Here is a 24,497-nt window from a genome sequence, read left to right as displayed (position 1 = left end):
CTCTCAAGCCAGTGTGAGCGGCTCAGGCGGCAAAGGGAGAGGCCGGGGTCAGGGGCGCGGTCGGGGCCGGGGGCGCGGCCGGGGTGACGATTGATTAATCCCGCTCGGAAAGGCTGAGCATTTTTCAGAGCATGTGACGCAGTTGATCGATGCCCGCGACACCAAGAGTGTGCAAAAACTTTTCCAAGACCTGAAGATGCTGGGCAATCCGGCGCGCTTGACCGAGAGCGCCGGATTGGGTGGCGGGTCCGTATTGTTCGCACCTGCATCCGGGGAATTGTCCGTATAAACCGGCTTGGGAGCGAGCTCTTGTCTGGGTTAGTGGCTTGTGAGGATGCGAAGGCAATAGCATCCTGGCTTTCAAACATGTCTGCGGTGTTACACCCTTCGGTATTCATGAGGCGTCTGAAATCGCATCAGTAGTCTTGGCCAGCTGGAGAGATGCCGGGCTGTTTGCGAAAGAACAATTACCCTTTCCTGACGCCGTGACCGACCATGACTGCGAGGCGCTTCTCAAACGGGGGTATATCTCGGATTTCGGGCTGCTCTTGGTTGAGTGCGACGATCTGATGCTGGCCAAACAACTGGATGAAATACTTGAGCAGCACGCATGTGAAGATACTGGTGCCGAGCAGGAATGCGTTACCGCAGATACATTGCAAGAAATGTTCTCGATCGAAAATGGTGGGCTCGTGTTTGGTCTTCGCGTCTTGGATCAAGATGGCGTTCCTACTAGCAGCGCGTGACTGATGCGTGGCCGGAACTGAAACTGGATTCCACTTGAGCGCCGTTCACGGCAGCCAAGTTGGGCCGCTTAGAAGCGGCGGGTTTGGGCTGCGACCGGCTCTGTACGCATGCAGAATAAGGCTGACTAGCAATGTCGGCAGTGGGCTCGGAACGGGCCGTCGGTGCTCGCCGCAGCAGATGGCAGGAGGGAGCCCGAAGCGGCCATTTTTTCATCCCGCAGATACGTTTCGCATTCATCCATCACAACTCCCAGAATACCTGAAACGCGACTTGCAACTCAGGTACAACGTCGGTGCGGTTGACGAATTCTCGGATGGGCATCATCCGCCAACATTGTCCCTCCTCACCAAGTCTAATCGTCGAAATAACGTCTTCCGACACAATGCTCGCAAAAAGGGCAACTTCGCGATTGGGCAGAAAGCCCGCAGCTTCAGCGAAGTATGTCGATTCGTAAACAATCGGGCTCTTTGACAAACAAATGCCAAACTCCTCCCGTGTTTCACGTAACGCACACTCTAGGGCGGTTTCGTCAGATTCGCACACGCCCCCCGGCAGGTCCCATTGATTTGGGTTAGGAATGTGGTCGAAATCATCTCTCAGATATGCCACAACCGCGTTATCACAGATGACGGCTATCTTGGCTCCCTGCAAATCAGTCGCTTCAGCTACACGCATTGTTGCTCCCTCTTGTCACGTTTCTCTTTGTTGACTTACAGTCGAAGCAAAACAACGGTTGTTTTTCCAGATTGGTCCACAACTGAACAGCAGCTTCGTTGCGCACTGCCGTCTTTCCTTTGCGAACCTGTCAATGGCCGCTTAGCGCCGCTTCGCAAAGTGCTGCACACGCGAAGACCCGGCATGTGATCAAAGACTGCTATGGGCTCAACACTGCCCCAGCTTGGAGAAAAGTGCGGCAATGATGAGCCCAACTTGGGTATTGGGCCCGTGTCGCATCGAGAATGTAATCAGTCCAAATTCTGCCCGGCAGAAGTAGGGGAGCGTGCGATAGATCCTGACAATGGGGAGCCGATACTCCGGTCAGGTGTTTCTGCTACTTGGTTCGATAGCTGGAGGGACAAATGGCAACATGTGGCTACTGCTTGTGCAAAGAAACGCGGTGGGAATTTGAAGGCGAAGTGACTTGGGCCTGCTACTGTCATTGCGACGATTGCCGCAGAAATTGTGCTGCGCCGGTTGTCGCCTGGCTTGGTGTACCGATCAAGAATTTCAAGTGGACAGGTAAGGAGCCAAAGACGCTTGAAAGTTCCAAAGGCGTTTTTAGGCATTTTTGCAAAGACTGCGGATCGCCGATTGGTTTTGAAGCTGACCACTATGCCGGAGGGATGCACCTATATGCAGCGTCCTTGGAAAATCCAGAGGACTTCAAGCCAACCTTTCACGTGAATTACCAGAGCAAGCTGTCTTGGCTTCAGATGAACGATGATCTCACAAAGTACAACGGGACATTGCTTCATGCACCCGAGGATTTGAGTGACTACCATTCATAAGTTTGCGCCGCGCCTTTGACGTATCTCTAGTTAATAAAATGAACGTCTGTTTAGCGCCGCATAGCGACGTGCTGCGCATGCGAGAGGATGCCAGTTGGCGGATGACGGCATTGGGCTCAAACCAGCCTAAGCCTACTTCAGCGGGCGGCAGGATCGAGCCCATTGTGGCGATTGCACCAACGAGGTTACTAGGACTGATGAATGAGAACCAAGAAATCTTCTCCCATCGGGAAACCGGCCCCAATTTGAGTGTTCAACGAAGCTCGGGCGCAGAGGTTTTTCCTTATTGGAGTTTTACCAAAACCGTAGTCGCAATCTGTGCCTTAAAGATCGTGGAACTGGGCAAGCTCGATCTGGACGAACATCTCGCAGACCATGACTTCTCGCTTCGCCAGTTACTGAATCACACCGCTGGCTTGCCGGACTACTATTCCCTGCCGGGCTACAGGAAAGCGGTTGCGAATGATGAAGAACCTTGGCCTGCTGAGCACCTGTTCAATGCCACGATGGCGCAAGGCAGTTTGTTTACACCGGGTGAAGGCTGGGCCTATTCAAACTTTGGTTACATGCTGGCCCGCGATTTAATTGAAGACGTCGCTGGTTCGTCATTCTCCAACCTTGTCGGTGAGATGATCTGCGACCCTCTCGGGCTGGACAGCATTGAGCTTGCGACGGCTAGAAAACACCTCTCACGCGTTCACTGGGATGGAGCAAAGAGGTATCATCCAGGATGGGTATACCATGGATGTCTTACTGGAACTGCCGCAGACGCTGCACGGCTATTACATGCTCTGTTTACGGGAAGGCTGCTCAACGCGGTTACGCTTGAACAGATGCTGATCCGTCATCCTCTTGGCGGTGCTATTGAAGGTCGGCCTTGGACGAAATGTGGCTATGCAACTGGCCTTATGAGCGGCCGGTGCGGGAGAGTCGGTCGCACTGTAGGGCATTCCGGCGGGGGGCCCTTCAGCGTCAACGCAGTCTATCATTTTCCTGATCTGAAGGAGCCGGTCACGGTTGCGAGCTTCTCGGATGGGCGAAATGAGGGCGTTGCTGAGTTCGCTGCGGTTGAATGCGCTGGTCAGAACTGACCGCGTAGCGGTCTTGCTGTAGTTGAGCGTTGAAGGTCCGCAAGGCTCCGTTAACTACTTGCCGCACCTGCGAGAGGCTACCACAAGGCCGACGGCAGCTGTGGGCTCGAGGCTGACTTGCGGCGACGCGGCAGTAGGGCGCAAGGCCGGCCAGGCTTGCCATCGCTCCCGGCCCTTTCCTGCCGTTCACCCCACCTAAAGCCGCCGCAGTGCAGCTTCCCGAGAGTGGCCATTCGCTGCAAGTGTGAAGCCAGAGGTATGGTGAAGGTCGGATCCGGGACAAACCTGCAAATAAGTACGTGGGTTCCTATGTCCACTTGTGAATTGAAGCGCTCATTCCGGCACTCCGGCTTTTCGCAGTCCTTCGAGATAATATTCAAGCGTCGGTGCATGCGTGTAGAGATGGCACCTTCGGACCATTGAAACAGAGAAATCGGAACGGTGGGTCTGGCATTCACCGAATACACGCGCAGCTTCCTCCTTTTTGCCCAAGTAGCCGAGACCTGCTAGAACGACAGCGTAACGGGACCACTGGAACCCTTGCTGTTGAAGCGCTTTCCTTCCCCATTCAATCGCTAGCCCGTAGTCGCGCTTCAACAAGTGCGCCTCGGCCAGCCTCACCATATATGATCCCATGTGCTGGTCGCGGGGGCTCAGGCGGATGGCACCTTCCAAGTGTGGGATCGCCTCGTCAGCCTTTCCCAAGAACACTGTGGCGGCGCCGAGACCGTAGTGAGCCCATGCAAGGCTGGGATTGAGTTCAATAGCCAGCTTGAGATCAGGAATAGCATTCTCATGCTCACGGTTGACGATCCGGGCTTTGCCCATAGCGCAATGGGCGGCCGCGTCATCTGGATCCAGTTCCACTGCGGTTCTGGCAATCCGAAGTGCGTTTTCGCAATTCTCGGCGGGCGACTCCGCCAGACCAAGCACTACTTCGTAGTAGTAGGCGTCAACCAGGCCAGAACAAGCCAGCGACAAGCTGGGGTCCTGTAAAAGCGCTGCCTCAAACTGCTTTCGCGCTTCCGCCAAGTCCACTTTCGTGCGCTTGTAGAGGTGCCACATACCACGCTGGTAAACTTCCCACGCGTTCAGATTGCTTGACTTCTTGCCAGTGGCGCGCCGTTGCTCTGCCTTGTCCAGCTCTGGAGCAATGGCCGCCACGATTGCTTCGGTTACCTCGTCTTGGACCTCAAAAATGTCCTCTAGAACCCGATCATATCGCTCGGCCCAGATTTGCTTTCCAGACTTGGCGTCGATCAGTTGCGCGGTGATCCGGATTCGGCTCCCCCCTTTTCGCACACTTCCATCAAGCACATAGCGCACATCAAGCTGTCTGCCGACTTCTTTCAGAGCTATTGTTTCGTTCTTGTATGCAAAGCTGGAGTTGCGAGCGATCACCATCAGCCACCGGTTTCGGGACAGGGCGGAAATGATGTCTTCTGAAACACCGTCTGCGAAATACTCCTGATCACTATCACCGCTCAAGTTATGGAACGGAAGGACGGCGATGGATGGCTTCTTCGAGCTAGGGGGCGGTGTTGGTGGCAATCCGTCTAGTCGAACAGCCTCACCCAGCACAACTTGATAAGCACGAACAGGTTGGCTTACATTCTTGAGCTCGAGCTCACCCAAGTCTTCGAACTCTGCTTCGGTTTTACCTTTGGCTTGCCGGTGCGCGTCCTCAGACAAGCAGACACCGTCTGGTTCAGCTTGGGCTTCCAGACGGGCAGCAATATTTACACCATCCCCATAAAGATCATCGCCATCAACAATTACATCCCCAAGATTGAGCCCGATACGGAAACTGAGGCGCGTAGGCCCATCGCCCTTCACATTTTGTTGGATCAGGGCCGTCTGCCACTCCACTGCACAGGTGACCGCATCGACAATGCTGGCAAATTCTACCAGCAAACCATCGCCTAAGAGCTTAACAATTCTGCCATGGTGTTGAGTAATAAGAGGTTCGATGACTTCGCTGCGAACAGCCGTCAGGAGTTTTAGTGTGCCTGCCTCGTCCTGCTCCATAAGGCGCGTGTAGCCAACCACATCGGCAACCAGTATTGCGGCAAGCCTGCGTTCCAAGGGAATTCTCCTCTCGCCACCAGATTACCGTCGGATGTGAAGAGAATCCATGTCGACTGGAATCCGCGTGTGGAAAGCATCAGGCCGGGATTACCCAAACGACAGCTACCTTGCACGTATCCACCATCGAACATTTGTTGAGGGACGTCCCTTTGGGGCTCCTTGCCGCCCTTCGCTGCCGAGAGTCCAGAAATCGCCGCCACGCGGGACAAACCGGTCTTTCGCCGCAGACGCGTGATCGGTGCTGCAGTTGCGGCGACATCAGCGGGCCGGGCGAATTCTTCCGGCAGGAAACCGCTACTGGCCTAAGCCGCCCCGGCTTCGCGAAGATGCACGCCCAGCAGGATCAGGCCTGGCCAAAGCATATAGGCTTCGATTTCAATATTCTCCCCGAAAGAGAGCAGAACCATTGTCATCAGTATTCCCAGCGGCAGGCGGCCCCGCATGTGTTTTGCTGCATCCACCATGACAAAGCCGATGTGCCAAACCAGCGGAATGAGCAGTGCGGCAAAACCGGCAACACCTTTGACGAACAGCAGCCCATACCAGGTGTGATGGCTGCCAATGGGCATGTATTCAACAGCATGGGACCCGGGTTGAACTGTGCCGTGGCCAAACCAGAAGGCTTCGGTCTGCCAGCGCTCGCTTGCGATCCGCTGCAGTGTTTCACGGACTCGGGTGCTGTCGGCCCGGGCACCCTTGAATGCGGCCACTGCGTCGCCAGCCAGCGCCGCCAATGTGCTGCCGGTCACCGCCAGTGAGGCGGTCAGCCCTGCCGTTACATGCCAGGCCCAGCCGCGCAGGATCAGGGGCATCATGCGCGGTGCAACGGTACAGGCCGCCAGCCCCACCAGCCCCATTCGGGACTTTGACGCCAAAATCATCAGGACCCCGGCGGCCACACCGGCCAGCATCCACTTTCGGTTTTTCTCTTCCAGCGCAAACAGTACCATGATGACCCCCAGCAGGGCAGCGAAGGGCGACCAGGGGGCATAGAATTGCCAGCGCGGTGTCCAGCTAGCCGGATCGTAGGTGAACAGGTAAAGGCTGAAATACTCCGGCCCCGGCCCGCCAACTGCCTTCAGCGGCGAGGTGAAGATGCGTTCCGGCAAGCCAAGGTAGGGCGCTGCCAGCAGGACTGGTGCCAGCACCAGGGTCCAGGCCCCGACCACGCACTGACCGCGGATCAGAATCTCGCGGCGGATCGGCAGCACCGCGCCAACCAACGGGAACAATGCCAGCAGTGCCCAGCCCTTGGCCCAGCCGATCGAGGACTTGATTGTCTTCTTTTGGCCGAGCCCCCAGTCGAGGTGCCCGATCCACAGGGCCACCAGCAAAATGGCCACGCCGATGATCCAGGCCCAGATCAGCACCGGAACCGGACCGGTTGCACGCAGGTCCGGCCGGAACGCCGGGCCAAGGTAGAGTGCCAGCACCGCCAGCGCGCCGAGAACCCAGGCCAGAACAGGGCCCACGACGTATAGCGCACCAACGGCGTAGAAGGGCCAAGTCAGAACCATGGAGCGGTAGATCATCCCCTCTGCCGGGTTTTGCGGGGTCATGCTTCGGCTGCCTTGGGGGCGGCCAGAAGACGGCCGATGACCGCGGATCTGATCCAGCCCAGCAGCAGCGCGTTCAGCAGCATGAAGGTGGCCGCCGCCCCGGCGGCAAAGGCGAGCTTACGGTCAGGCGAAGAGGGGCGTTCGGGAAGGGACGGGTTTTCGAGTATCTGAACCAGCGGGTATGAGGCATAAACATCCGATTTCGTCGACTGGGTTCGGGCGATGGCAGAAGCAAACACTGCTTCAGCCACAGAGAAATCTCGCTGCAAATCCTTCAGCCGTGCTGCGCTAGCCGCCAGTTGTTGCAGCCGGGTCTGCTCGAACACCAGACGCTGAGCCAAAGCTTCATACTGCCGGGCTGTACCCATGCGCTCTGCATCCATCCGCACAAGCTGAGCCAACAACTCTGCCCGCGCTCCGTCCGGGGCCAGATCAAGCCTTTTCAGCTTATCAATTTGGATACCTGTCACTGCCGCTGCCTGTTGGCTTGCACTGTGTGCCGCCGCAGCCTGGGCTGCACGTGCGGCTTGCACATTGGGGTGCCCTTCGCCGTAAGACGCACGGGCTTTGGCCAGTTTTGCAGCATGGATGGCGCTTTCTTCTTTCAGAGCGAGGTAGTCTGCATCGGCAAAAAGTTTCAGGGTTGCTGCCGCGGCGGAGGCCTGGATGCCCAAGGTTTGCTCAAGCGCGGCAACGCTTTGTGTCTTTTCCTCAAGAATACCGGCAATGTCCTCAACCCGGCCTTCCAGTTCGCGGGTGTCTTCGACCATTGCATCGAATTCCTCGCCAGACAGCAGCCCGGAGGATTTCTGAAGTTTGCCGATGTCAGAGCGTGTGACCGCTACGGAACGCTGGTAATCACCAATGGCGGCCAGACCGCTGTCCTCGCGGGTGGCTTGCTCATCCTTGCGCAGCGCGTCCAGTTCTTCGAAGAAGGCCTGCAGCAGGGCATTGCCGCGCTGCTGGGCGTTTTCTGCACTGGGACCTGTCATTTCGATGTGAATGAGGCTGGTCTGGTCCACCAGCCGGATCCGCGGTTTGCCGAATTCACGGCGGCTCAGTCCCATCGCGCCAGCGGCTGCGGCTAGGATACGGTCGGCACCGATCAGGCGCTTGTATGTCTCGGTCGGGCTGACGGAGTTGCTGGCAAAGGCGGAATTGGCGTAGGAGGACGCCTGCCCGATACCGTTGAGGTTCATTGAGGCCGACGCCCCGGACCCAGGCAGGATGAGCGACGCATGCGATTTGAAGGCAAGCGGTGCGGTTTGCAGGTATCCGTTGATCGGCGCCCAGATCAGTGCCAGCCCAAGCAGCAGGAATGCCAGGTAGCGGCGGATGCGGCTGGTGTCGCCCAAGCGCCCGCCGACGATGATGCGGCGGAGGGATATCCGGTGCCAAAGCCGCCGCGGAGCATCAGATTTTCCGGCAAGTTTCTGCTGCATGTCAGTCTCCTTCAACCAGAGACTATCCCGGCGCCTTACCTGCCGCGCCTGCGCGCAAGGCTATCCCGGTGCGCATCCGTATTCGCGGCTATCCAAAGGAGTAGGTTTCAGTGCTGCACCCGAGCAGGGTGTCAGAACAGCCCGGCTTCCCGCGCGGCCAGAGCAGCCTGGGTGCGGTTGGCAACTTCCAGTTTCCGGTAAAGCGTTTTCATGTGCAGCTTCACGGTCGGTTCGGTAATGTCCAGATCGCGGGCGATTTCCTTGTTGGACTTGCCCTCGGTCAGGCCTTTCAGAACCTGAAGCTCCCGCGGCGAGAGCTTCTCCGCCAGCGGGTGGTCCGTTTCCGGATCTGCGGCAGTCATGAAATCAATGGGTGCATATTGCTCCCCCATCGCCATGAACTTGACTGCATTGATCATTGATTTTGCCGGCAGGGTCTTTGGGACAAACCCGGCGGCGCCGGCCTCCAGCGCCTGTTCAGCGATCTGGCGGGTGGCCGCACCGGACATCAGGGCAACCCGCTGCCCGTTTCTCATGGCCATCGCCCGCTTGAGGCCGGCCAGCCCGTTCATGCCGGGCATATTCAGATCCAGCAGGATCAGATCAAAGGGATCTTCGGTCTCGATCAGCTTGCATGCCTGATCCAGATCCGCCGCGGTACTGGTCTTGATGGCCCCTTGCCCCTCCAGGAACAGAACAAGCGTGTCACGCAGCAGGTCGTGGTCATCGGCAATCAGTACTCTCATAAGATGCTCCTTGATCCCTTCCTCTACACGTACCGCGTGAATGCGGCGCTTGCACGGCAAAAGTCGTGCGTATTCGCCGCAGCTTGGAAAGCATTTGGATAGATTCTGATCCGGGCGGATAGGTTCGCACGCCGCAAGGCAAGCGAGGAATGCCAACGGACCCGCGACCTGTCCTCCCGCTCCGTTGAGAGGAGCGGCCGCCTGCAACAGCCTGAGAGCAACCAATGACAGCTCAAGGACTTAGCAGATGACACTTGCATATTCCTCTTCCAGTTTCGGTGCTGCCCCAGCAGTCAAAACCGACCGTCTGAACACGGCCTACCTGCCTGCGCTGGACCTCCATCTGGTTGACAGCAGCGCTGATCAGGCTGTTGCCAAGCTGCTGTCGCCTGGCCGCCGGCGCGCTTTCTTCATGAACGCGCATTGCTGCAATATCCGCCGCCGCGACCCGCACTATGCCGAGGCTGTCGCCGGGGCGGATATCCTGCTGCCAGATGGCATCGGAGTTGAACTGGCGGCAAAGTTCACCGGTCATTCGCTGACGGCCAATTTGAACGGCACCGACTTTGTGCCGCAGCTATTGCAGCGTGCGGCCAGCATGGGCAAATCGGTCTACCTGTTCGGCGGGCGGCCGGGAGTTGCGGATGCAGCCGCGGCGCGGCTGGTCTACGATATTCCCGGCCTGCGCATTGCTGGCACCCGCGATGGGTATACGGGAGCACAGCACACCAAGGCCGTTGTCGCGGACATCAACGAAAGCGGTGCCGACATCGTGCTGGTCGCGCTTGGCGTGCCAATGCAGGAACTTTGGCTGCACCGCAATGCAGATGACCTGAAGGCCGACCTCACCCTTGGGGTAGGCGCGCTGTTCGATTTTCTGTCCGGCTCGGTTGCACGGGCGCCGGAACTGGTCAGGGCAGCAAGGATGGAGTGGGTTTGGCGGCTGGCGATGGAGCCGCGCCGGATGGCACGCCGCTACCTGACTGGTAACGTCAGCTTCCTGGCCCATGCCGGGCTGGCAGCCCTGCGGCAGAAGCGCCTCGCCGACGTCCAGCAGCGCGCACTTGATATCACAGTTGCACTTTTGGCGCTGTTGCTGCTGTCACCATTGCTGCTGCTGGCAGCGCTTGCAGTAAGGGCAGATAGCAAGGGGGCGGCGATTTTCAAACAGACGCGGGTCGGGCTGAACGGCAAGACCTTTACCATGTACAAGTTCCGCTCGATGACGGCAGATGCGGAAACCCGGCGGGCGGAGATCCTGAACGTCTCAGACCGAGACGGACTCTGCTTCAAGTCACGCCATGATCCGCGGATCACCCGTATTGGCCGCTGGCTGCGCAAGACCTCCACTGATGAACTGCCGCAATTGATCAACGTGCTGCGAGGGGAGATGTCTATTGTCGGCCCCCGCCCGGCACTGCCGTGCGAAGTTGCGGATTATCCGCCCCGGGCGCTTGGCCGCCTGCAGGTCAAACCCGGCATCACCGGGGTGTGGCAAGTGTCTGGTCGGGCCTCGGTCGGCTTCAAGGAAATGATTGAGATGGACCTCGGCTACATCAAGGCCCGCTCGCTCAAGCTGAACCTCCAGCTCATCTTCAGAACATTTGGCGCGGTTATTTCCGGCCGCGGTGCTTACTGACTTACCATTCCAGGAGACAAGAAATGACACATATACGCAAAGCCGTTTTCCCCGTTGCCGGCATGGGAACCCGTTTTCTGCCCGCTACCAAGTCCATCCCCAAGGAAATGCTGCCGCTGGTGGACCGCCCGCTGATTCAATACGCGGTGGACGAGGCACGGGAGGCGGGGATTGAAGAGTTCATCTTTGTCACTGCCGCAGGCAAGGGAGCATTGGAGGACTACTTCGACACTGCCGCCGCTCTGGAAAGCACGCTGGAAGCGCGCGGCAAGACAGCGGCTTTGGCGGCCATCGCACGGACCCGGATGCCGGAAGGCACCCTGTCCTTTGTGCGCCAAAACAAGCCGCTGGGCCTGGGCCACGCTGTGGGATTGGCCGCACGCCTGGTTGGTGATGAACCCTTTGCTGTGCTATTGCCGGATGATGTGATCCGGGCGCCGCGCGGGGCGCTGCGCCAGATGGTGGAGGCGCATGCGGTGAGCCGCGGCCACATGGTGGCTACCATGAAAGTCGCGCGTGAGCAGACCTCCTCCTATGGCATCCTGGATGTTGCGCGGGAGGCCGGAAAACTCGCACACGCCCGCGGGATGGTTGAAAAGCCGGATCCAGCGCAGGCACCATCAACACATGCCGTCGTTGGCCGCTATATTCTGGAACCTTCGATTTTTGAGGCTCTAGGCACCATTTGCCCGGGCGCAGGCGGAGAGCTGCAACTGACGGACGCCATCAACGCGGACCTTCCCTCAGCAGGTGTAACCGGGTTCCAGTTTGACGGCGAACGGTTCGACTGCGGCAGTGTGCAAGGATTTGTGCAGGCGACGGCGGCCTTTGCTCTGGACCGGCCGGAACTGGCCCATAAACTGTCTGGCTTTCTTGCCGAGCGTGTTGCCCCGGTTCCGCAGGCCGCATGATTGCGGAACCTATTCGAAAGGATAGGCGGGTATCCGTCTAACCTTTTGGCGTCCGCTCCACGTCGTGCCATATCTGAATCAAACAGCAAGGAGGCCGCGCGATGCTTTTTAAAGCGCTTAAGATAATTGCAATTTCCGTGTTCGCCGCGCAGCCGCTGGCAGCCGCGAGCCTTGACCAGCCAGCCGGTGAGGTGGTGCTGACTGTGTCTGGCGCCGTGAAAGCGGACAACGCCGAAGGAGCAGCGCAGTTCGATCTGGCCATGCTGGAAGGGCTGGGTGCCGTGGAGTTTGAAACCTCGACAATCTGGACGCAGGGTGTGCAGCATTTTGAAGGCGTGCCGCTGGACCAGCTGGTTGACCGTCTGGACATCACCGGAACCACGCTGCGGGCCACCGCCATCAATGACTATGCGGTGGACATCCCATTATCGGATGCTGTCGAGGGCGGCCCGATCATTGCCTACAAGCTCAATGGGGAGGAAATGTCGGTGCGTGACAAGGGGCCGCTCTGGATTGTTTACCCTTATGACAGCAAAACGGAATATCAATCAGAGGTGGTTTATTCCCGCAGCATCTGGCAGCTCGACCGCATCGAAGTGATCGAGTAGCGAACCGCCCGAAAGAGCACTCGTTCGCCTGGCTGCCCGCTCATGAGGGTAATGGCAATGGCCGGCAGAAAACGGAGCAAGATCTGGTTGCGGCTGGCCGCATTTGGTCTGCCTGCGCTGATGGGTTTTGCAGCTATTGCCTTGCTTGCGTTCAATGTTTCCCGCGACATCACACGGCTGAATTCGGCCAGTTCCGACAACATTCAATGGACTTTGTCCCAGACGGAAGTGGAGTTTCTTCAGTTTAACTTGGCGTTGTCGCAGGCGCAGCTGGAGGAGGCACCGGACTTTCTCAGCCTCCGGCGGCGGTTTGATGTTTTCTTCAGCCGCATCCGGACGCTGCGGCAGGCGTCTATTTACAGCGATTTGCGTGAAGTGCCGGAGTTTGCGGCCAATCTGGCAACAGTAGGTGCCTACCTGGAAGCCGTAGTGCCTGACATTGACAGTGAAACAAGCGCTTTGCAGGAGGCCTTGCCCGCCCTCAAGGCGCAAACGGAGGCAATCCGTCCGGATGTCCGCAGCCTCTCCGTTTCCGGTCTCAATTATTTTGCCGAGGAGTCCGATAGTCGGCGCAACGCCCTGTCTGGAACCTTGATGCAGCTGGCTGCTGCGATTGCTGTGCTGGTTGCCGCCTTGGCTGTACTGGCCTGCTATCTTGCATATTTGAATGTGCAGAACGTGCGGCGCCGCACCCAAGCCCTAGAAGCCAGTGAGCGCATGAACATCGTGACAAGCACGTCCCTTGATGCGGTGGTCGTAGCCGATACGTCGGGGCGTATCGTGGATTTCAACGCTGCCGCCGAACAGATTTTCGGTCATTCTGCCAAAGACGCAGTGGGTTGTGATCTGGGCGAGCTGATTGTGCCCGATCACCACAGGGCTGCGCATGAGGCCGGCATGGCCCGCCTGCGCAAAACCGGCGAAAAGCGTGTCGTGGGAAGCGGGCGTTTCAAGCTTGAGGCAAAGCGGGCGAACGACGAAGTTTTCCCCGTGGAGCTTGCCATCCAGTCAGCGGACACCAAAGACGGGGAGGTCTTCATCGCTTTCTTGCGCGACATCTCCCATCAGGTGCAGGCAGAGGCCGAACTTGTTCTGGCCCGCGACCGTGCCATGGCCGGCGAGAAAGCCAAAACCGATTTCCTGGCCACCATGAGCCATGAGATCCGTACGCCGCTGAATGGGCTGCTGGGCAATCTGACACTGCTGGAGGAAACACGGCTCAGCACGCGGCAATCGCGCTACATCCGAAACATGCAGACGTCCGGCAAACTGCTGATGAGCCATATTTCGGATGTTCTGGACATTACCAAATTCGACGCGGGCAAACTGCGGCTGCACACGGTAGACATGAATATCAGCACTTTGCTGAAGGACATCGTGGACAGTCTAAGCGGTGCTGCGGCGGGCAACGGCAGCACTTTGGAGTGGGGCTGGACAGGGGCACCGCTCAACTGGGTTCACGCGGATCGGGACCGCATTCAGCATATTCTGATGAACATCGTCGGCAATGCAGTCAAGTTCACGAAAGACGGGCGGATCTCCATCACCGCTCAGGCCAGTGCCGCTGAAGAGGGAAAGACCATCCTGCGCATTTCGGTGCGGGATACAGGTATAGGTATCGATCCGGGCCTGCTGCCGCATATCTTCGATGATTTCGCGACCGGAGACAGCTCCTATGACCGGGAAGTCGGGGGAACCGGGCTGGGTCTGGGGATTGCCCAGCGGTTTGTGAAAGCGCTGGGTGGACGCATCACTGTCGAAAGCACTCCAGGAGAAGGTAGTGTCTTCACTATCAGCTTCCCTGTTCAGGCCATTGCGGCGCCTGAGCCGAAGGGGGAGGCCCAGTTTACTGCGCCCGCCAGGAAGCGGGCAAATGTCCTGCTGGTGGAAGACAACGAGATCAACCGCCATGTCGCCCGGGAGATGCTGACAGCACAGGGGCATTTTGTGACCGAAGCGCACAACGGCCGGGAAGCGGTCGAGATGGCAGAAGAAACAGGTTTTGACCTGATCCTAATGGACATCAGCATGCCGGTCATGGACGGGCGCAGCGCCGCGCGGGCGATCCGGAAAGGCGGTGGCGCGTCAGCGCGCGCGCCGATAATTGCCGTGACCGCAAACGCAATGGCAGAGGAGCAGGAAGCCTTTCTGAAGGACGGTATGAATGATGTGCTGACCAAACCTTTGACGCGTGAAGGCCTGTTGCAATTGATTGCAGATCACCCTTCCCCGGCTCCGCCAGCACCGGAAGGTGCTGCGCTGCGGTCGCAGCAGCTAATCGAACTGGAAGAAACGGTTGGTGCCGAGGCGTTGAAACCCCTCCTGAACCGCTTTGCAGCTGAAATGGAAGCCTTCCTCAAAAGCCTTGAGAACGGGCAGGATTTGGCTGCGAACGAAACCGCAGTCGAAGCCCACCGGATTGCCGGCAGCGCCGCAACCTTCGGGCTTCCGGAGCTTCGCAGTGCGCTGATCCGTCTCGAGAAAGCGGCGCTCAGCCAGGAACGTCAAGCGGCAGAAGACGCGCTGAGCCCGTTAAGAAATGCCTGGACCTCCACCAAGCCGGTGCTCAATCTGTTTTAGTAGTTGAAGGCTCCAATGAGCCTGCCGACCTCACCCAGGTTGGTGATTGTGCTGTCATAGCAGGCAATGGAATCCCCTGGCAGGAGGAAGGGGTCATAGTCGTCCCTGTCAGCGCGCCGCAGCAGATCTTCGATCCTCCGCTCGATGACGACAGACACCTGTGTGACCGGATTGCGGGAGAACAGGACGGAAGAGCGGTTGGCGCTGGTGGCGCGGGCGCCGCCCACGCAGTTGGTGTCCACCACCGCCTGCAGGTACCGTGTGCCATAGGGAAACTCGCGCACCTCGCGGCCAATGGCAGCGAGCGCATTGCCGGCTGCCGGCTGGGTGAGGTTCGACAAGAACAGTGTCACCCCCGGCGGACTGATGGGGCTGGGCCTCATCAGGTCTTCCTGGAAGCACCCGCGGCTGGGTACATGCACCTGATCGCCTGTCAGCAGCATGATATCGACCGCATTCTGGCCGTCGAACACTCCGCGCATGTCCAGCAGGTAGAGGCTGCTGCCGCGCCGCACCTCGACTGCCGAAATGTCCGCATCCGGGCGTACACCGCCGGCCGCACGCAATACGGCAGACAGGTTGCGCGCTTCGGTCGAGGCCCCCAGTGCGCCCTGCCTGCGGGAATCCACTTCGTCACCTGGAACACCGCCGATTTCTACGGCTTTAGGCTCAAAGACGGCTCCTGAAACACCGACCGTGACCGAGGCAAAATCAGCTGCCCGGACCGACAGCCGCGGCCGGTCAGAGTAGAAGTCTTCGGCGATCAGTTTCGCGGCAATGTCCTCCTCGATCTGGATGGCCGTTCGGCCCTGCGCACGGATCGGTGAAAGGAAGGGAAGCTTCAGCGTACCATCCCGCGAGATGACGTAGTCGCCATTGAAGGTCTCATCATCGCCGACACGCACGTTCACCAGGTCATTGCGGGTGAACCGCTCGCCTGCCAACGCAGCCTGCGCTGTTCCAGCGCCCTTGCCGCCGGTTCCGCCGGCGGCGGGGCGGCACCTGGACTCGTTCATTGTCTGAGACTGCAGAAAACCGGCTTCGCTACGGGACACCTCCGGTTCACGGTATTGCGCCTGATACCCGTCACCAGAGGCAACCGGCTCCAGGTTGTCAGGCGGGTCGATCTGCGCGCAGCCGCTCAAAGACAAGATCGCCAGAATTGCCGTTCCATTTCTGAGGGGTTTCTTCATTGAACTGCTCGCGGGATCACTGCGGGTTGTACTGGTGATACGGAATTCGGCCACAGCGGTCGAGAGCCCGTTGATATCGCAGCGCTATCCTTTCGGATATGGAACAGTTCTGTTGCACCATTGCCCTGTCCCTGGGGGCGAGGGACAGCAGGTTCTCCAGCCCGCTATGACTTGATCCAACAGCTCTATGGACAGGTCCCGATGCCCCGCACCTTGCAAATTCCCTCCTTCGCAAAGAACCTCTTTGCCTACGGTGCGTCTGAGGCGGCTGCAAAGGTTTCGCGGCTTCTGGTGGTTGTCGCGGTGGCGCGCACGCTCGACCTGGATCAGATCGGCAATGCCGCGGCAGCCCTGGCGGCGGCCGATATCGTCAAATCGCTGACGGAAAACGGCGTCATTCAAAAGATCATCGCGGCCCCGCAGGCTCAGCTGCAGCAGACCTGTGCCACCGCGCAACGCATTTTCTGGGTCTGGTGCATCGGATTGTTCCTGTTCCAGTCGCTGGCGGGGCTTGTGCTTTATGCCAGCGGCGGCAGCGGTATGCTGCTGGCGCTGATCCTCATTCTGGCGGGTGAATACCTGTTCATGCCCGCCGGGCTGGTGCAGGCAGGCCTCGCCATGCGGGCAGGAAAGCTGCGCCAGACTGCCGCCATTTCGGGCACGCAGATCGTGGCGTCAAACCTGATGTCGGTGGTGCTGGCGCTGCTTTGGCCGTCCGCTCTCGTGCTGGTGCTGCCGCGCCTGCTGACAGCGCCGTTCTGGCTGGTCGCAATGCGCCGCCTGCATCCCTGGAGCCCCGACCCGTCCCAAGGCTTTGCACCGCTGCGCCCGTTCCTAACCTATGGATGGGCGGTGCTGGGCGTCGAACTGGTCAAGGCGCTGCGCCTGCAGGCCGACAAGGTTATCGTGGGCGCCCTGATGGGGGCAGAGACGCTTGGCCTCTATTTCATGGCCTTCAATGCCGGTCTCAGCCTTTCCAACTCCTTCACCGTGGCTTTCTCCACCGTTCTGTTCCCGCATCTCTGTGCCAGCGCGGACAAGCTGCAGGCGCTGCGCCAAAGCGTGCTGCTGGCAATCGGGATCATCGCACCGGCTGTCATCGCGCAGTCGCTGCTGGCCCCGCTCTATGTCCCGGTCCTGTTCGGGGCGGGCTGGGCAGGCATCGAAGGTGTTGTGTCGATCCTGTGCCTGGTTGCGATCCCGACCACGCTGTGGTCCGCAACCGCTGGCTGGCTGCGGGCAAACGGCCGGCCAGGGCAGGAATTCCGGGTCACGCTCGCCACCACCGGGGCGCTGATACTGAACACCTGCCTGCTTGCGCCCTACGGCCTGACAGTCGTTGCCGCCGGCTATGCCGCAGTCGCAGCGCTGATGATGACGGGCGCATCGCTGCCAACCCTTTCCATGGCCTTCCGCCACCGCACCGCAGAGGTTTGAGACATGCCGTATTTCTCCGCAGTCATTCCCAGCTTCAACGCTGCCGCCACGATCCGGGAAACCCTGGCCGGGCTCCAGGCGCAAACCTGCGCCGATTGGGAGGCGGTTGTGGTTGATGACGGTTCAATGGATGAGACCCGCACCCTGGTGCGGGCCGCTGCCGCTGCCGATGCCCGGATCCGGCTGGTCCGCAACCCCGGGAAAGGCCCCAGTGCGGCCCGCAACTTCGGCGCAATGGAACACGCCTGCGGTGATGTGATTGCGTTTTGCGATGCGGACGACATCTGGCACCGGGATAAGCTGTCGCAGCTCCGAGCGAGCTTCCGGCAGGGGGCCGTCGATGGTGCCTATGGACGGATCGGTTTCTTCCGCGCCAACCCGGCCAATGCACGCGTGTTTTCAACAGTTCCCGTGCAGGATCTGACTATCGCCATGCTGCTGGGGGAAAACCCGGTCTGCACCATGTCGAACTTTGCCGTGCGGCGCAGGGTCTTTGCGGCGACCGGCGGCTTTGACGAGGCAATGGTCCACAACGAAGACCTGGAGTGGCTGATCCGCCTGGTTGGCGGTTGCGCGCGTGTGAGCGGAATTGACAGCCTGCATACCTACTACCGCACTTCCGTTGAAGGATTGTCGGCGGATCTTGAGGCAATGCGGGCAGGCCGTGAACAGGCAATTGCAACCGCCGCCGGTTTTGGCGTGGTTCCAAGCGCCGCCTCTCATGCCATTCACCACCGCTACCTTGCCCGTCGGGCGCTTCGTCTGAATGGGGCTCCGGCTTATGCGCTGAAACAAGCTGCGTCCGGCATTCTCAAAAGCCCGCGCGGATTTTTCTCCCCGTTCCGCAGGGGCGGCCTGACATTGGTCGGCTCACTGCTGGCACCGTTCCTGCCCCGGCCGCTGCGCCGGAACCTGTTTTCCCGTTAACTTTCTCGAGGTTCACAACCATGGCCTTCACATCAATTGTCGTTCCTGCTTTCAACGCCGAGACAACGCTCGCTGACACTCTTCTTTCCTTGCAGAGGCAAACCTGTACGGAGTTTGAGGTCATTGTGGTCAATGACGGCTCCACAGACTCAACAGCCGCAATTGCTGCGGGCTTCTGCAGCGACCCGCGCTTTCGCGTGATTCACCAGAAAAACCGCGGCCTTGCTGGAGCGCGCAACTCGGGTATTGCTGGCGCACAGGGCGATGTTGTGGCGTTTTGCGACGCAGATGACCTGTGGGAGCCGGAAAAGCTGGCCCGCCATATCAGCCATCTGGAGGCCAAGCCCCATGTAGGCATAAGCTATGCCGGATCTGCGTTCATCTCGGAAGATGGCACCCTTACGGGCCAGGCGCAGCGGCCGCGGCTGCAAAACATCGATGCCAAACACATTTTCAAGCGCAACCCGGTCGGAAACGGATCTGCGGCCGTGATCCGGCGGGCAGTGTTTGACGAAATCGCTTTCCGGCCCCGGTCCGAGTCTGAGCGCGACTGGTATTTCGACGAAACTTTCCGCCAATCCGAGGACATCGAATGCTGGCTGCGGATTGCCTTGACGACCAACTGGGCATTCGAAGGGATCCCGGGCCTGCTCACACGCTACCGGATCAATTCAGGCGGGCTTTCGGCGGCGACAAACCACCAGCTTGCCGCCTGGGAGCGGATGGTTCGCAAGCTGTCACAGATCAACCCCAAGCTTTTTGCGGAAGAAACAGGAGTGGCGCGGGCATATCAGCTCCGCTACCTCAACCGGCGCGCCATCAGCGATCTGGACAGCCGCCGCGCTGTGCATCTTGCCAGGGCGTGGCTTGCCTGTTCCCTGCGGCCGCTTTGGGAGGAGCCGTTGAAGTCCGGAGCAACCCTGGCGGCGACTGCGCTGCTTGCCGTGACCGGGCCGAAGGCTTTGCGGAAAACAATGGACCTGGCCGCACGGGCACACCGGACCGAGGCAATGTCATGACCGTTATCCGCGTAATCCACCTGGTTGATGACACCACCGCAGGCGGTGTGATGCGCGTCGTCGGCCACATGATGACAACGCCTGATCTTACGCGCGAGGCTGATCACAGTTTGCTGGAGGTGAAACGGAACAGGCTTTGCATAGGGCGGGTGGAAGCGGATGTGATCATTTCGCATCTTGCGATAAGCTGGCGCCTTCTACCCTTGCTGGCCGCATTACGTGTCTTGAACCCCGCAGCACGGTTTGTTCATGTCGAGCACAGTTACACCAAATGCTTCACAGTTCTGAATGTAAGACGGAAACGGCGGTTCGGCGCTCTCCTCAAGCTTTCATATGCCCTGTTCCACGATGTCGTTGCCGTCAGTGCCGCGCAGGGGAAGTGGCTGAGGGATGAGGGTTTCGTGCGGCCGGACGCTCTGCATGTCATTCCCTCCTGCGTTGATCTGTCTGCTTTCCGGAAACTGGCACCGCCAGAGGGCGCGGTGAAGACAATCGGTGCCATTGGACGGCTGGAACCGCAGAAGGGGTTTGATATACTAATCAAGGCTTTCCGCGAACTCAGCGACCCCAACCTAGCCCTTCATATCTTCGGGCAAGGGGCGGAGGAGAAGCCACTCCGTGACCTCGCCGCCGGTGATCCCCGCATACAATTCAAAGGCTTTTCTTCCAACCCGGTGATGGCTTTGGCCAGTCTTGACGCGGTAATAATGCCGTCGCGATGGGAGGCCTACGGACTGGTTGCGATTGAAACCCTGGCAGCGGGACGCAGGCTGCTTGTCAGCAACGTCGATGGACTTACGGATCACTTGCCCCATGGAGCCGCACTGGTTGACGGCGCAGGAATTAAACCCTGGAAGAGCGCACTAGAGGAGCTTTTTGCAGCACCGCCGCGCCCCCGCGGGCTAGGGCGCGCTCACAACTACGAAAGACATTTTTCCGACTGTTGGAGAACGCTGTTTTTGTCTCCTGGCATTGCTTCACAGTGAGGGGGTTCACCTGCGGGCTGTGTTTTTGAGTGCCGAGAGTTAACTGCACGAATCTGAGAACGCTTCGTTAGCTTCGATCCGGTCGGCGTGTTTTCTTGGTTCCCGAAGAGTGGAGCCTGCAGACCTACCGGCGGCGCCCCTGCCTGAACGGTGCTGCCCGCACCCAACGAATTGCTGAGCGGAACACCTCTGGCCGATGCATATTCTGTGTACATTTCCCACTTCTTAGAAGGCCCGCGCTGACGCTTCTGTTAAAGGCTGTCTATTCCTAGTCGCCTGATCTCAGTTTCAATCGTGCTCCGAAGTGGAGCAAGGTCGGGTTTTGCAGGCCGCCGTGCAACAGTTGCTGCGTTCCCTCAAAACCGGCTTTGTGTTGGCATAACTCGCGCAGTTCCGCTGCAACTGCAAATTGCTGCAACTGCTAGGTCGGTAATATGGGCTCAAACCGCGCGCCTAAGCACGCTGCAGTGGATGGGAAGAAAGCCCACGGCTTTCGAACTTGCTGCGGTGAGGGAAAGAGCTTAGCCAGCCTGCGGAAGTCACTTAGGCGTCGACAATGAAGCCACGTTCGATGTCGATCAGGCTGCTAACCGCAAACGCTCTGCGGTAACTTGACGGAAAGCGCGGGAAGGTAGCATCTTCAGCCTAGACACATGTGCAGCCTGGCATCGACGGCCTTTTGCTGATGGTCCTGACCTGATGCGGAAAGACATTGAAAACAACGGGCTGAGGGTCAATCGTGCGTGAAGTACAAGCACTCGTTGGCCCATCAGGAGAACTGAAATTGGCCAAGCTATCAAATGACCTCGAACTGCTTTCATCAAGAACCGGCCAGGAGTTCCTGCAAACTTTCGTCGATCTCTTACAGGAGGTTGCTCAGGTGGATTTTATCGCAGTCAGCGAGTTGAGAGTGACCGACAGGGAGCGCTTTCAAGTCCAGGCGGGTTGGATGGATGACGAGTCGCTTGAGAAGTTCGAATATGATGCCTGTTTCACACCTTGTCTGGAAGCAATCAAAAGCGCGAAGCTGGTATTGGTACACAAGGATGTGCAAACCGCATTTCCGAAGGATGACTTACTCCAGCAAAAGGGTCTGGAGAGCTTCATCGGTTATCCGGTCTCCAACATACATGGAGAAGTGATCGGTCTTATACAGCTTGGCTGGAGGCGTCAGACCTCCTCAGCGGAGTGCGACCAAATCCTCGACACGATCAGTGATTTTGCCAACCGGATTGCGGCCGAGTTGGAGAATCTGCGCATGATGCGGATCCTGAAAGCGTTGGCTCGCGGACCGGACATACATTCCTCAGGGGGAGTGTTTCACCTGATTACACAGCAGGTTCAAGCGCTATTAGGCGTTAACGCCGTGTTTGCGGCTGAATGCTCGCAAGCTGACAAAAGGCTTTTCAACATTCTTGCTTATTGCGAGGGCGGGCAATGGCTGCGGGAGATGGAAGGTAAATCTCTCACATATGAGGGCAGACCATGTGAACATCTGGAAACCCTTGAAGAGTTCCGGATCCAGAGCGGGTTGGCGGATGCCTATCCTAATCAAGAAAGATACCGCACCGCTCCGTTTGATGCATATCTTGGTGTTCGGGTAGACGATGCCTTAGGAAACACGGTTGGGCATTTCGTCGCCTTCCACAACGCGCCTATCACCACGCACAAGCTCGAAACAGAACTGCTTACCATCTTACGGGACAGGCTAGGTTTTGAGATCCTGAGACGCCGTTCGGCGCTTCACAAGTGTGCCTGAGATGGTGTTCAGATCCAATTCGCTTTCTTTCCCGATTTACCCGTACGATCAAAGGGCTCAAAGCACCTCTGATCATACAGGCCTGACGCTTACAGCTGCACTGCTCATGATGAGAGCGAGGCTTGTGACACAGTTTGCCCGCTCAGAAGTGCATTGTTGGACCGCTCCGGATGAAGGGCTGGCTGCGCCTCCAGGAGCGGAAGCTGTATAGCGAAGACCGATCCCTTCCCAGGCTGCGAGGTCAGCGAGATAGTTCCACCCATCAACTTTATGAGGCGCTGCGTGATCGATAGTCCGAGCCCGGTGCCATCAAAGCTTCGGGTATAGCCGTTTTCCACCTGTTCAAATGCCGCAAATACTGCCTCCTTCTTATCCTCGGGGATCCCAACACCTGTGTCCTGCACTTCAATTACGAGCTGCGAACCAAGAGCCGGACGGACCAGAATACGGACGTGGCCTTCCTCTGTGAATTTTAAAGCGTTGCCAGCCAGATTGATCAAGCACTGACGAAGACGGCCAGCATCTCCGTTTGCCCGCACCGGTACAGGCAGCTCGAAATCGGAATAGATCTCAAGTCCTTTCTCTTGAGCCAGCGGCGACAATAGCGCTGCAACATCTTCAACGACCGCGTTCAGTTCGAACGGTGCAGCCTCGATCCGGAGCTGGCCGGCTTCGATCTTTGAAAAATCTAGAATGTCGTTGATTACCAAGAGGAGAGCGTTGGACGAGCTGGAAATAGTGCTGGTGAGTTCGCGCTGCTCTTCGTCGAGATCGGTCTCGTTCAGAACTTCGGTCATGCCCAGGATGCCGTTCATTGGGGTCCGAAGCTCGTGGCTCATGTTTGCAAGGAATTCGCCCTTGGCATTGGACGCGGCCTCGGCTTCTGATCTGGCCTGGGCCAATGCATCCGTATAATCCTGCAGTTTCTCAGCCATAGAGTTCAACGCGGCAGCTAGGCTACCGAGTTCATTCCGGCTGCTGGCAACGATCCGCGTATCCAGATGTCCCTCGCCGATCCTCTGAGCAGCATGTATCAAACCCGATACTTGGTCAGAAATTCCCCTGACGGCCTGATATGCGATGAACATGGCGATGACAGTGAGGAGAGCGGAGACTGCAATTACTAGATCTCTGGCAAAAGCTGCGTTACGGCTTGCGCTGACTGCTACCTGATCCGCTGCTGCGTGCCAGTTTTCTTTCAGCTCTTCAATCAGCGGTGAGTACCGCTCATCAAACAATTCCTCGATGACATCTTCCTGGCGCGCGATTGCTTCATTTTTACGGCCGTCCGCTGCGAGCGAGAGCGTCACTGACACTTCTTGGCTGATTTCAGAATGCAAGGTTCCAAGTTCTCTGAGAAGCGTTCTGTTTTGTTCGGCCGCTTCTTTTCCAAGAACTTGATTTAGCTGGACTTCCTCTTCGGCCAGCTGCCCCAGCAGTGCGAATAACTCCTTTATCTCCCCACCAAATGCGCGGTGTTCATATAGGTCTTGTGTTTCGTCAGATAATAGAAAGTCGGCGATCTCTTTTAACTGTCTGACCGAAACTTCCGAGAGTACCAGTAAGGTATCCAGGTTCTCATGCGCCAACCTAGTTTTTCGAATCGATGTTTCGTCAGTCTTGTTTTGGAAAAATACCCCTCCTGCAATCACTGCCAGCTGAAGAAGGAATAGGCACAGGATAAGAAAAAGTTTTTTCCGGATACTCATTAAAATCCTCACACTATTTCAGCACAACTCCCGAAAGTGAAAGGGCTTCAGAGTTGCAGAATGCTCTCAGTCGCATCGTCGGTCACGCCGACCAACCTTTAATCAACGCTAAAAAAGTTAAGCTTCATGAAAAGCTCGAGTGGATTGCAATTTTTTACGATAGGTTTCTGCTTCCGCGAGCATTTGAGGCCTTCCGCCATGATGCTTGACCAAGGTCGATTGTAAGACCATCGTATCACGCTGCAAGAGCAACGTGGATGGGCCAACCTAGCGGCAGCTAAGGGCTCGTTTCGGCCCTTCGCTGACCTCCGCAGCCATGCGTCCAGAAACCGCCCGGAGGTACTATGGCAGATGCATTTTTGCTTGGGCGCAAGCCAACGAAGTTCCCTTCTTCGCCGTACTGATGGCGATCATCGGCACGCTCATAGCCTGGATGTTCGCCCTCGCTCTCGCTGCAGGCCTAACGATTCCCGCGCTTCGCACAGTCCGGCCACTGATCTGCCGCCACGACTGGCGGGTGACGCGACTTCAAGCGCTGGCGCCTGGCA

At 58.3% G+C, this 24,497-nt stretch carries 20 protein-coding genes; 13 read left to right on the top strand and 7 right to left on the bottom strand.

The annotated features are described in order from the left end of the window. The first annotated feature begins 133 nt into the window (after positions 1-133). Both LHL23_RS20470 and LHL23_RS20465 read left to right on the top strand, forming a co-directional pair. Positions 134-289 carry a hypothetical protein gene (locus LHL23_RS20470; RefSeq protein ID WP_226431342.1) on the top strand — a complete coding sequence of 52 codons (156 nt, stop codon included), beginning with the start codon at positions 134-136 and terminating at the stop codon, positions 287-289. A gap of 196 nt (positions 290-485) precedes the next feature. After that, positions 486-746 carry a hypothetical protein gene (locus tag LHL23_RS20465; RefSeq protein WP_226431341.1) on the top strand — a complete coding sequence of 87 codons (261 nt, stop codon included), beginning with the start codon at positions 486-488 and terminating at the stop codon, positions 744-746. A gap of 241 nt (positions 747-987) precedes the next feature. On the opposite strand, the gene LHL23_RS20460 is transcribed toward LHL23_RS20465, so the two are convergent. After that, positions 988-1,422 carry an NUDIX domain-containing protein gene (locus tag LHL23_RS20460; RefSeq protein ID WP_226431340.1) on the bottom strand — a complete coding sequence of 145 codons (435 nt, stop codon included), beginning with the start codon at positions 1,420-1,422 and terminating at the stop codon, positions 988-990. A gap of 404 nt (positions 1,423-1,826) precedes the next feature. Between LHL23_RS20460 and LHL23_RS20455 the strand changes: the two genes are divergently transcribed. Both LHL23_RS20455 and LHL23_RS20450 read left to right on the top strand, forming a co-directional pair. Further along, positions 1,827-2,255 (top strand): GFA family protein, encoded by a 429-nt coding sequence (locus LHL23_RS20455; protein WP_226431339.1) that lies wholly within the window; start codon positions 1,827-1,829, stop codon positions 2,253-2,255. A 197-nt stretch (positions 2,256-2,452) separates the two neighbouring features. Continuing rightward, positions 2,453-3,346: a serine hydrolase domain-containing protein gene (locus tag LHL23_RS20450; RefSeq protein ID WP_226431338.1), complete on the top strand. Its 894-nt coding sequence runs from the start codon at positions 2,453-2,455 to the stop codon at positions 3,344-3,346. A gap of 333 nt (positions 3,347-3,679) precedes the next feature. Here the strand turns inward: LHL23_RS20450 and LHL23_RS20445 are convergent, their stop codons facing one another. From LHL23_RS20445 to LHL23_RS20430, 4 genes are all read right to left on the bottom strand, one after another. Further along, complete coding sequence (locus LHL23_RS20445) at positions 3,680-5,431, bottom strand: adenylate/guanylate cyclase domain-containing protein (RefSeq protein WP_226431337.1); 1,752 nt, start codon at positions 5,429-5,431, stop codon at positions 3,680-3,682. 305 nt (positions 5,432-5,736) lie between these two features. Beyond that, positions 5,737-6,993 (bottom strand): O-antigen ligase domain-containing protein, encoded by a 1,257-nt coding sequence (locus LHL23_RS20440; RefSeq protein ID WP_226431336.1) that lies wholly within the window; start codon positions 6,991-6,993, stop codon positions 5,737-5,739. Next, entirely contained in the window at positions 6,990-8,435 is a 1,446-nt protein-coding gene (locus LHL23_RS20435) for a hypothetical protein (protein ID WP_226431335.1), read from the bottom strand. The genes LHL23_RS20440 and LHL23_RS20435 overlap by 4 nt, the downstream gene beginning before the upstream one ends. A gap of 131 nt (positions 8,436-8,566) precedes the next feature. Then, complete coding sequence (locus LHL23_RS20430; RefSeq protein ID WP_226431334.1) at positions 8,567-9,181, bottom strand: response regulator; 615 nt, start codon at positions 9,179-9,181, stop codon at positions 8,567-8,569. Between the two features lie 247 nt (positions 9,182-9,428). Here LHL23_RS20430 and LHL23_RS20425 point away from each other — a divergent pair, with 247 nt between their 5' ends. From LHL23_RS20425 to LHL23_RS20410, 4 genes are all read left to right on the top strand, one after another. Next, entirely contained in the window at positions 9,429-10,820 is a 1,392-nt protein-coding gene (locus LHL23_RS20425) for a WecB/TagA/CpsF family glycosyltransferase (RefSeq protein ID WP_226431333.1), read from the top strand. Between the two features lie 23 nt (positions 10,821-10,843). Further along, positions 10,844-11,731 carry a UTP--glucose-1-phosphate uridylyltransferase gene (locus LHL23_RS20420; protein ID WP_226431332.1) on the top strand — a complete coding sequence of 296 codons (888 nt, stop codon included), beginning with the start codon at positions 10,844-10,846 and terminating at the stop codon, positions 11,729-11,731. Positions 11,732-11,832: 101 nt separating this feature from the next. Next, positions 11,833-12,339: a molybdopterin-dependent oxidoreductase gene (locus tag LHL23_RS20415; protein WP_226431331.1), complete on the top strand. Its 507-nt coding sequence runs from the start codon at positions 11,833-11,835 to the stop codon at positions 12,337-12,339. 57 nt (positions 12,340-12,396) lie between these two features. After that, positions 12,397-14,919 carry an ATP-binding protein gene (locus LHL23_RS20410; protein WP_226431330.1) on the top strand — a complete coding sequence of 841 codons (2,523 nt, stop codon included), beginning with the start codon at positions 12,397-12,399 and terminating at the stop codon, positions 14,917-14,919. On the opposite strand, the gene LHL23_RS20405 is transcribed toward LHL23_RS20410, so the two are convergent. Further along, on the bottom strand, positions 14,916-16,112 hold the full coding sequence (locus LHL23_RS20405) for a polysaccharide biosynthesis/export family protein (protein ID WP_226431329.1): 1,197 nt from the start codon (positions 16,110-16,112) through the stop codon (positions 14,916-14,918). The two genes, LHL23_RS20410 and LHL23_RS20405, sit on opposite strands and share 4 nt — an antisense overlap. Before the next feature lie 201 nt (positions 16,113-16,313). On the opposite strand from LHL23_RS20405, the gene LHL23_RS20400 reads away from it, so the two are divergent. The 5 genes from LHL23_RS20400 to LHL23_RS20380 all read left to right on the top strand — a co-directional run bounded on the left by LHL23_RS20400 (position 16,314) and on the right by LHL23_RS20380 (position 22,240). Then, positions 16,314-17,549, top strand: coding sequence for an oligosaccharide flippase family protein (locus LHL23_RS20400; RefSeq protein WP_226431328.1), 1,236 nt, complete (start codon positions 16,314-16,316; stop codon positions 17,547-17,549). A gap of 3 nt (positions 17,550-17,552) precedes the next feature. Next, positions 17,553-18,476, top strand: a complete 924-nt coding sequence (locus tag LHL23_RS20395) for a glycosyltransferase family 2 protein (protein ID WP_226431327.1) — start codon at positions 17,553-17,555, stop codon at positions 18,474-18,476. Between the two features lie 20 nt (positions 18,477-18,496). Further along, complete coding sequence (locus tag LHL23_RS20390) at positions 18,497-19,495, top strand: glycosyltransferase family 2 protein (protein WP_226431326.1); 999 nt, start codon at positions 18,497-18,499, stop codon at positions 19,493-19,495. Next, positions 19,492-20,481, top strand: a complete 990-nt coding sequence (locus tag LHL23_RS20385; RefSeq protein ID WP_226431325.1) for a glycosyltransferase family 4 protein — start codon at positions 19,492-19,494, stop codon at positions 20,479-20,481. Before LHL23_RS20390 ends, LHL23_RS20385 begins: the two co-directional genes overlap by 4 nt. A 739-nt stretch (positions 20,482-21,220) precedes the next feature. Next, entirely contained in the window at positions 21,221-22,240 is a 1,020-nt protein-coding gene (locus tag LHL23_RS20380) for a GAF domain-containing protein (protein WP_226431324.1), read from the top strand. A gap of 104 nt (positions 22,241-22,344) precedes the next feature. On the opposite strand, the gene LHL23_RS20375 is transcribed toward LHL23_RS20380, so the two are convergent. Further along, the gene (locus LHL23_RS20375) at positions 22,345-23,949 is read right to left on the bottom strand and encodes an ATP-binding protein (RefSeq protein ID WP_226431323.1); all 1,605 of its coding nucleotides are present in this window, start codon (positions 23,947-23,949) and stop codon (positions 22,345-22,347) included. Positions 23,950-24,497 lie beyond the last annotated feature (548 nt).

The organism is Leisingera sp. McT4-56, assembly GCF_020514995.1.
Taxonomy (GTDB): domain Bacteria; phylum Pseudomonadota; class Alphaproteobacteria; order Rhodobacterales; family Rhodobacteraceae; genus Leisingera; species Leisingera aquaemixtae_A.
This window is presented reverse-complemented; position numbering and strand designations above follow the sequence as displayed.

Bases quoted from the DNA above. Each gene is read 5' to 3' on its own strand.
- LHL23_RS20460 (WP_226431340.1), bottom strand. From the start codon at position 1,422: ATGCGTGTAGCTGAAGCGACTGATTTGCAGGGAGCCAAGATAGCCGTC.
- LHL23_RS20455 (WP_226431339.1), top strand. From the start codon at position 1,827: ATGGCAACATGTGGCTACTGCTTGTGCAAAGAAACGCGGTGGGAATTT.
- LHL23_RS20450 (WP_226431338.1), top strand. From the start codon at position 2,453: ATGAATGAGAACCAAGAAATCTTCTCCCATCGGGAAACCGGCCCCAAT.
- LHL23_RS20440 (WP_226431336.1), bottom strand. From the start codon at position 6,993: ATGACCCCGCAAAACCCGGCAGAGGGGATGATCTACCGCTCCATGGTT.
- LHL23_RS20435 (WP_226431335.1), bottom strand. From the start codon at position 8,435: ATGCAGCAGAAACTTGCCGGAAAATCTGATGCTCCGCGGCGGCTTTGG.
- LHL23_RS20430 (WP_226431334.1), bottom strand. From the start codon at position 9,181: ATGAGAGTACTGATTGCCGATGACCACGACCTGCTGCGTGACACGCTT.
- LHL23_RS20425 (WP_226431333.1), top strand. From the start codon at position 9,429: ATGACACTTGCATATTCCTCTTCCAGTTTCGGTGCTGCCCCAGCAGTC.
- LHL23_RS20420 (WP_226431332.1), top strand. From the start codon at position 10,844: ATGACACATATACGCAAAGCCGTTTTCCCCGTTGCCGGCATGGGAACC.
- LHL23_RS20415 (WP_226431331.1), top strand. From the start codon at position 11,833: ATGCTTTTTAAAGCGCTTAAGATAATTGCAATTTCCGTGTTCGCCGCG.
- LHL23_RS20410 (WP_226431330.1), top strand. From the start codon at position 12,397: ATGGCCGGCAGAAAACGGAGCAAGATCTGGTTGCGGCTGGCCGCATTT.
- LHL23_RS20405 (WP_226431329.1), bottom strand. From the start codon at position 16,112: ATGAAGAAACCCCTCAGAAATGGAACGGCAATTCTGGCGATCTTGTCT.
- LHL23_RS20400 (WP_226431328.1), top strand. From the start codon at position 16,314: ATGCCCCGCACCTTGCAAATTCCCTCCTTCGCAAAGAACCTCTTTGCC.
- LHL23_RS20395 (WP_226431327.1), top strand. From the start codon at position 17,553: ATGCCGTATTTCTCCGCAGTCATTCCCAGCTTCAACGCTGCCGCCACG.
- LHL23_RS20390 (WP_226431326.1), top strand. From the start codon at position 18,497: ATGGCCTTCACATCAATTGTCGTTCCTGCTTTCAACGCCGAGACAACG.
- LHL23_RS20385 (WP_226431325.1), top strand. From the start codon at position 19,492: ATGACCGTTATCCGCGTAATCCACCTGGTTGATGACACCACCGCAGGC.
- LHL23_RS20375 (WP_226431323.1), bottom strand. From the start codon at position 23,949: ATGAGTATCCGGAAAAAACTTTTTCTTATCCTGTGCCTATTCCTTCTT.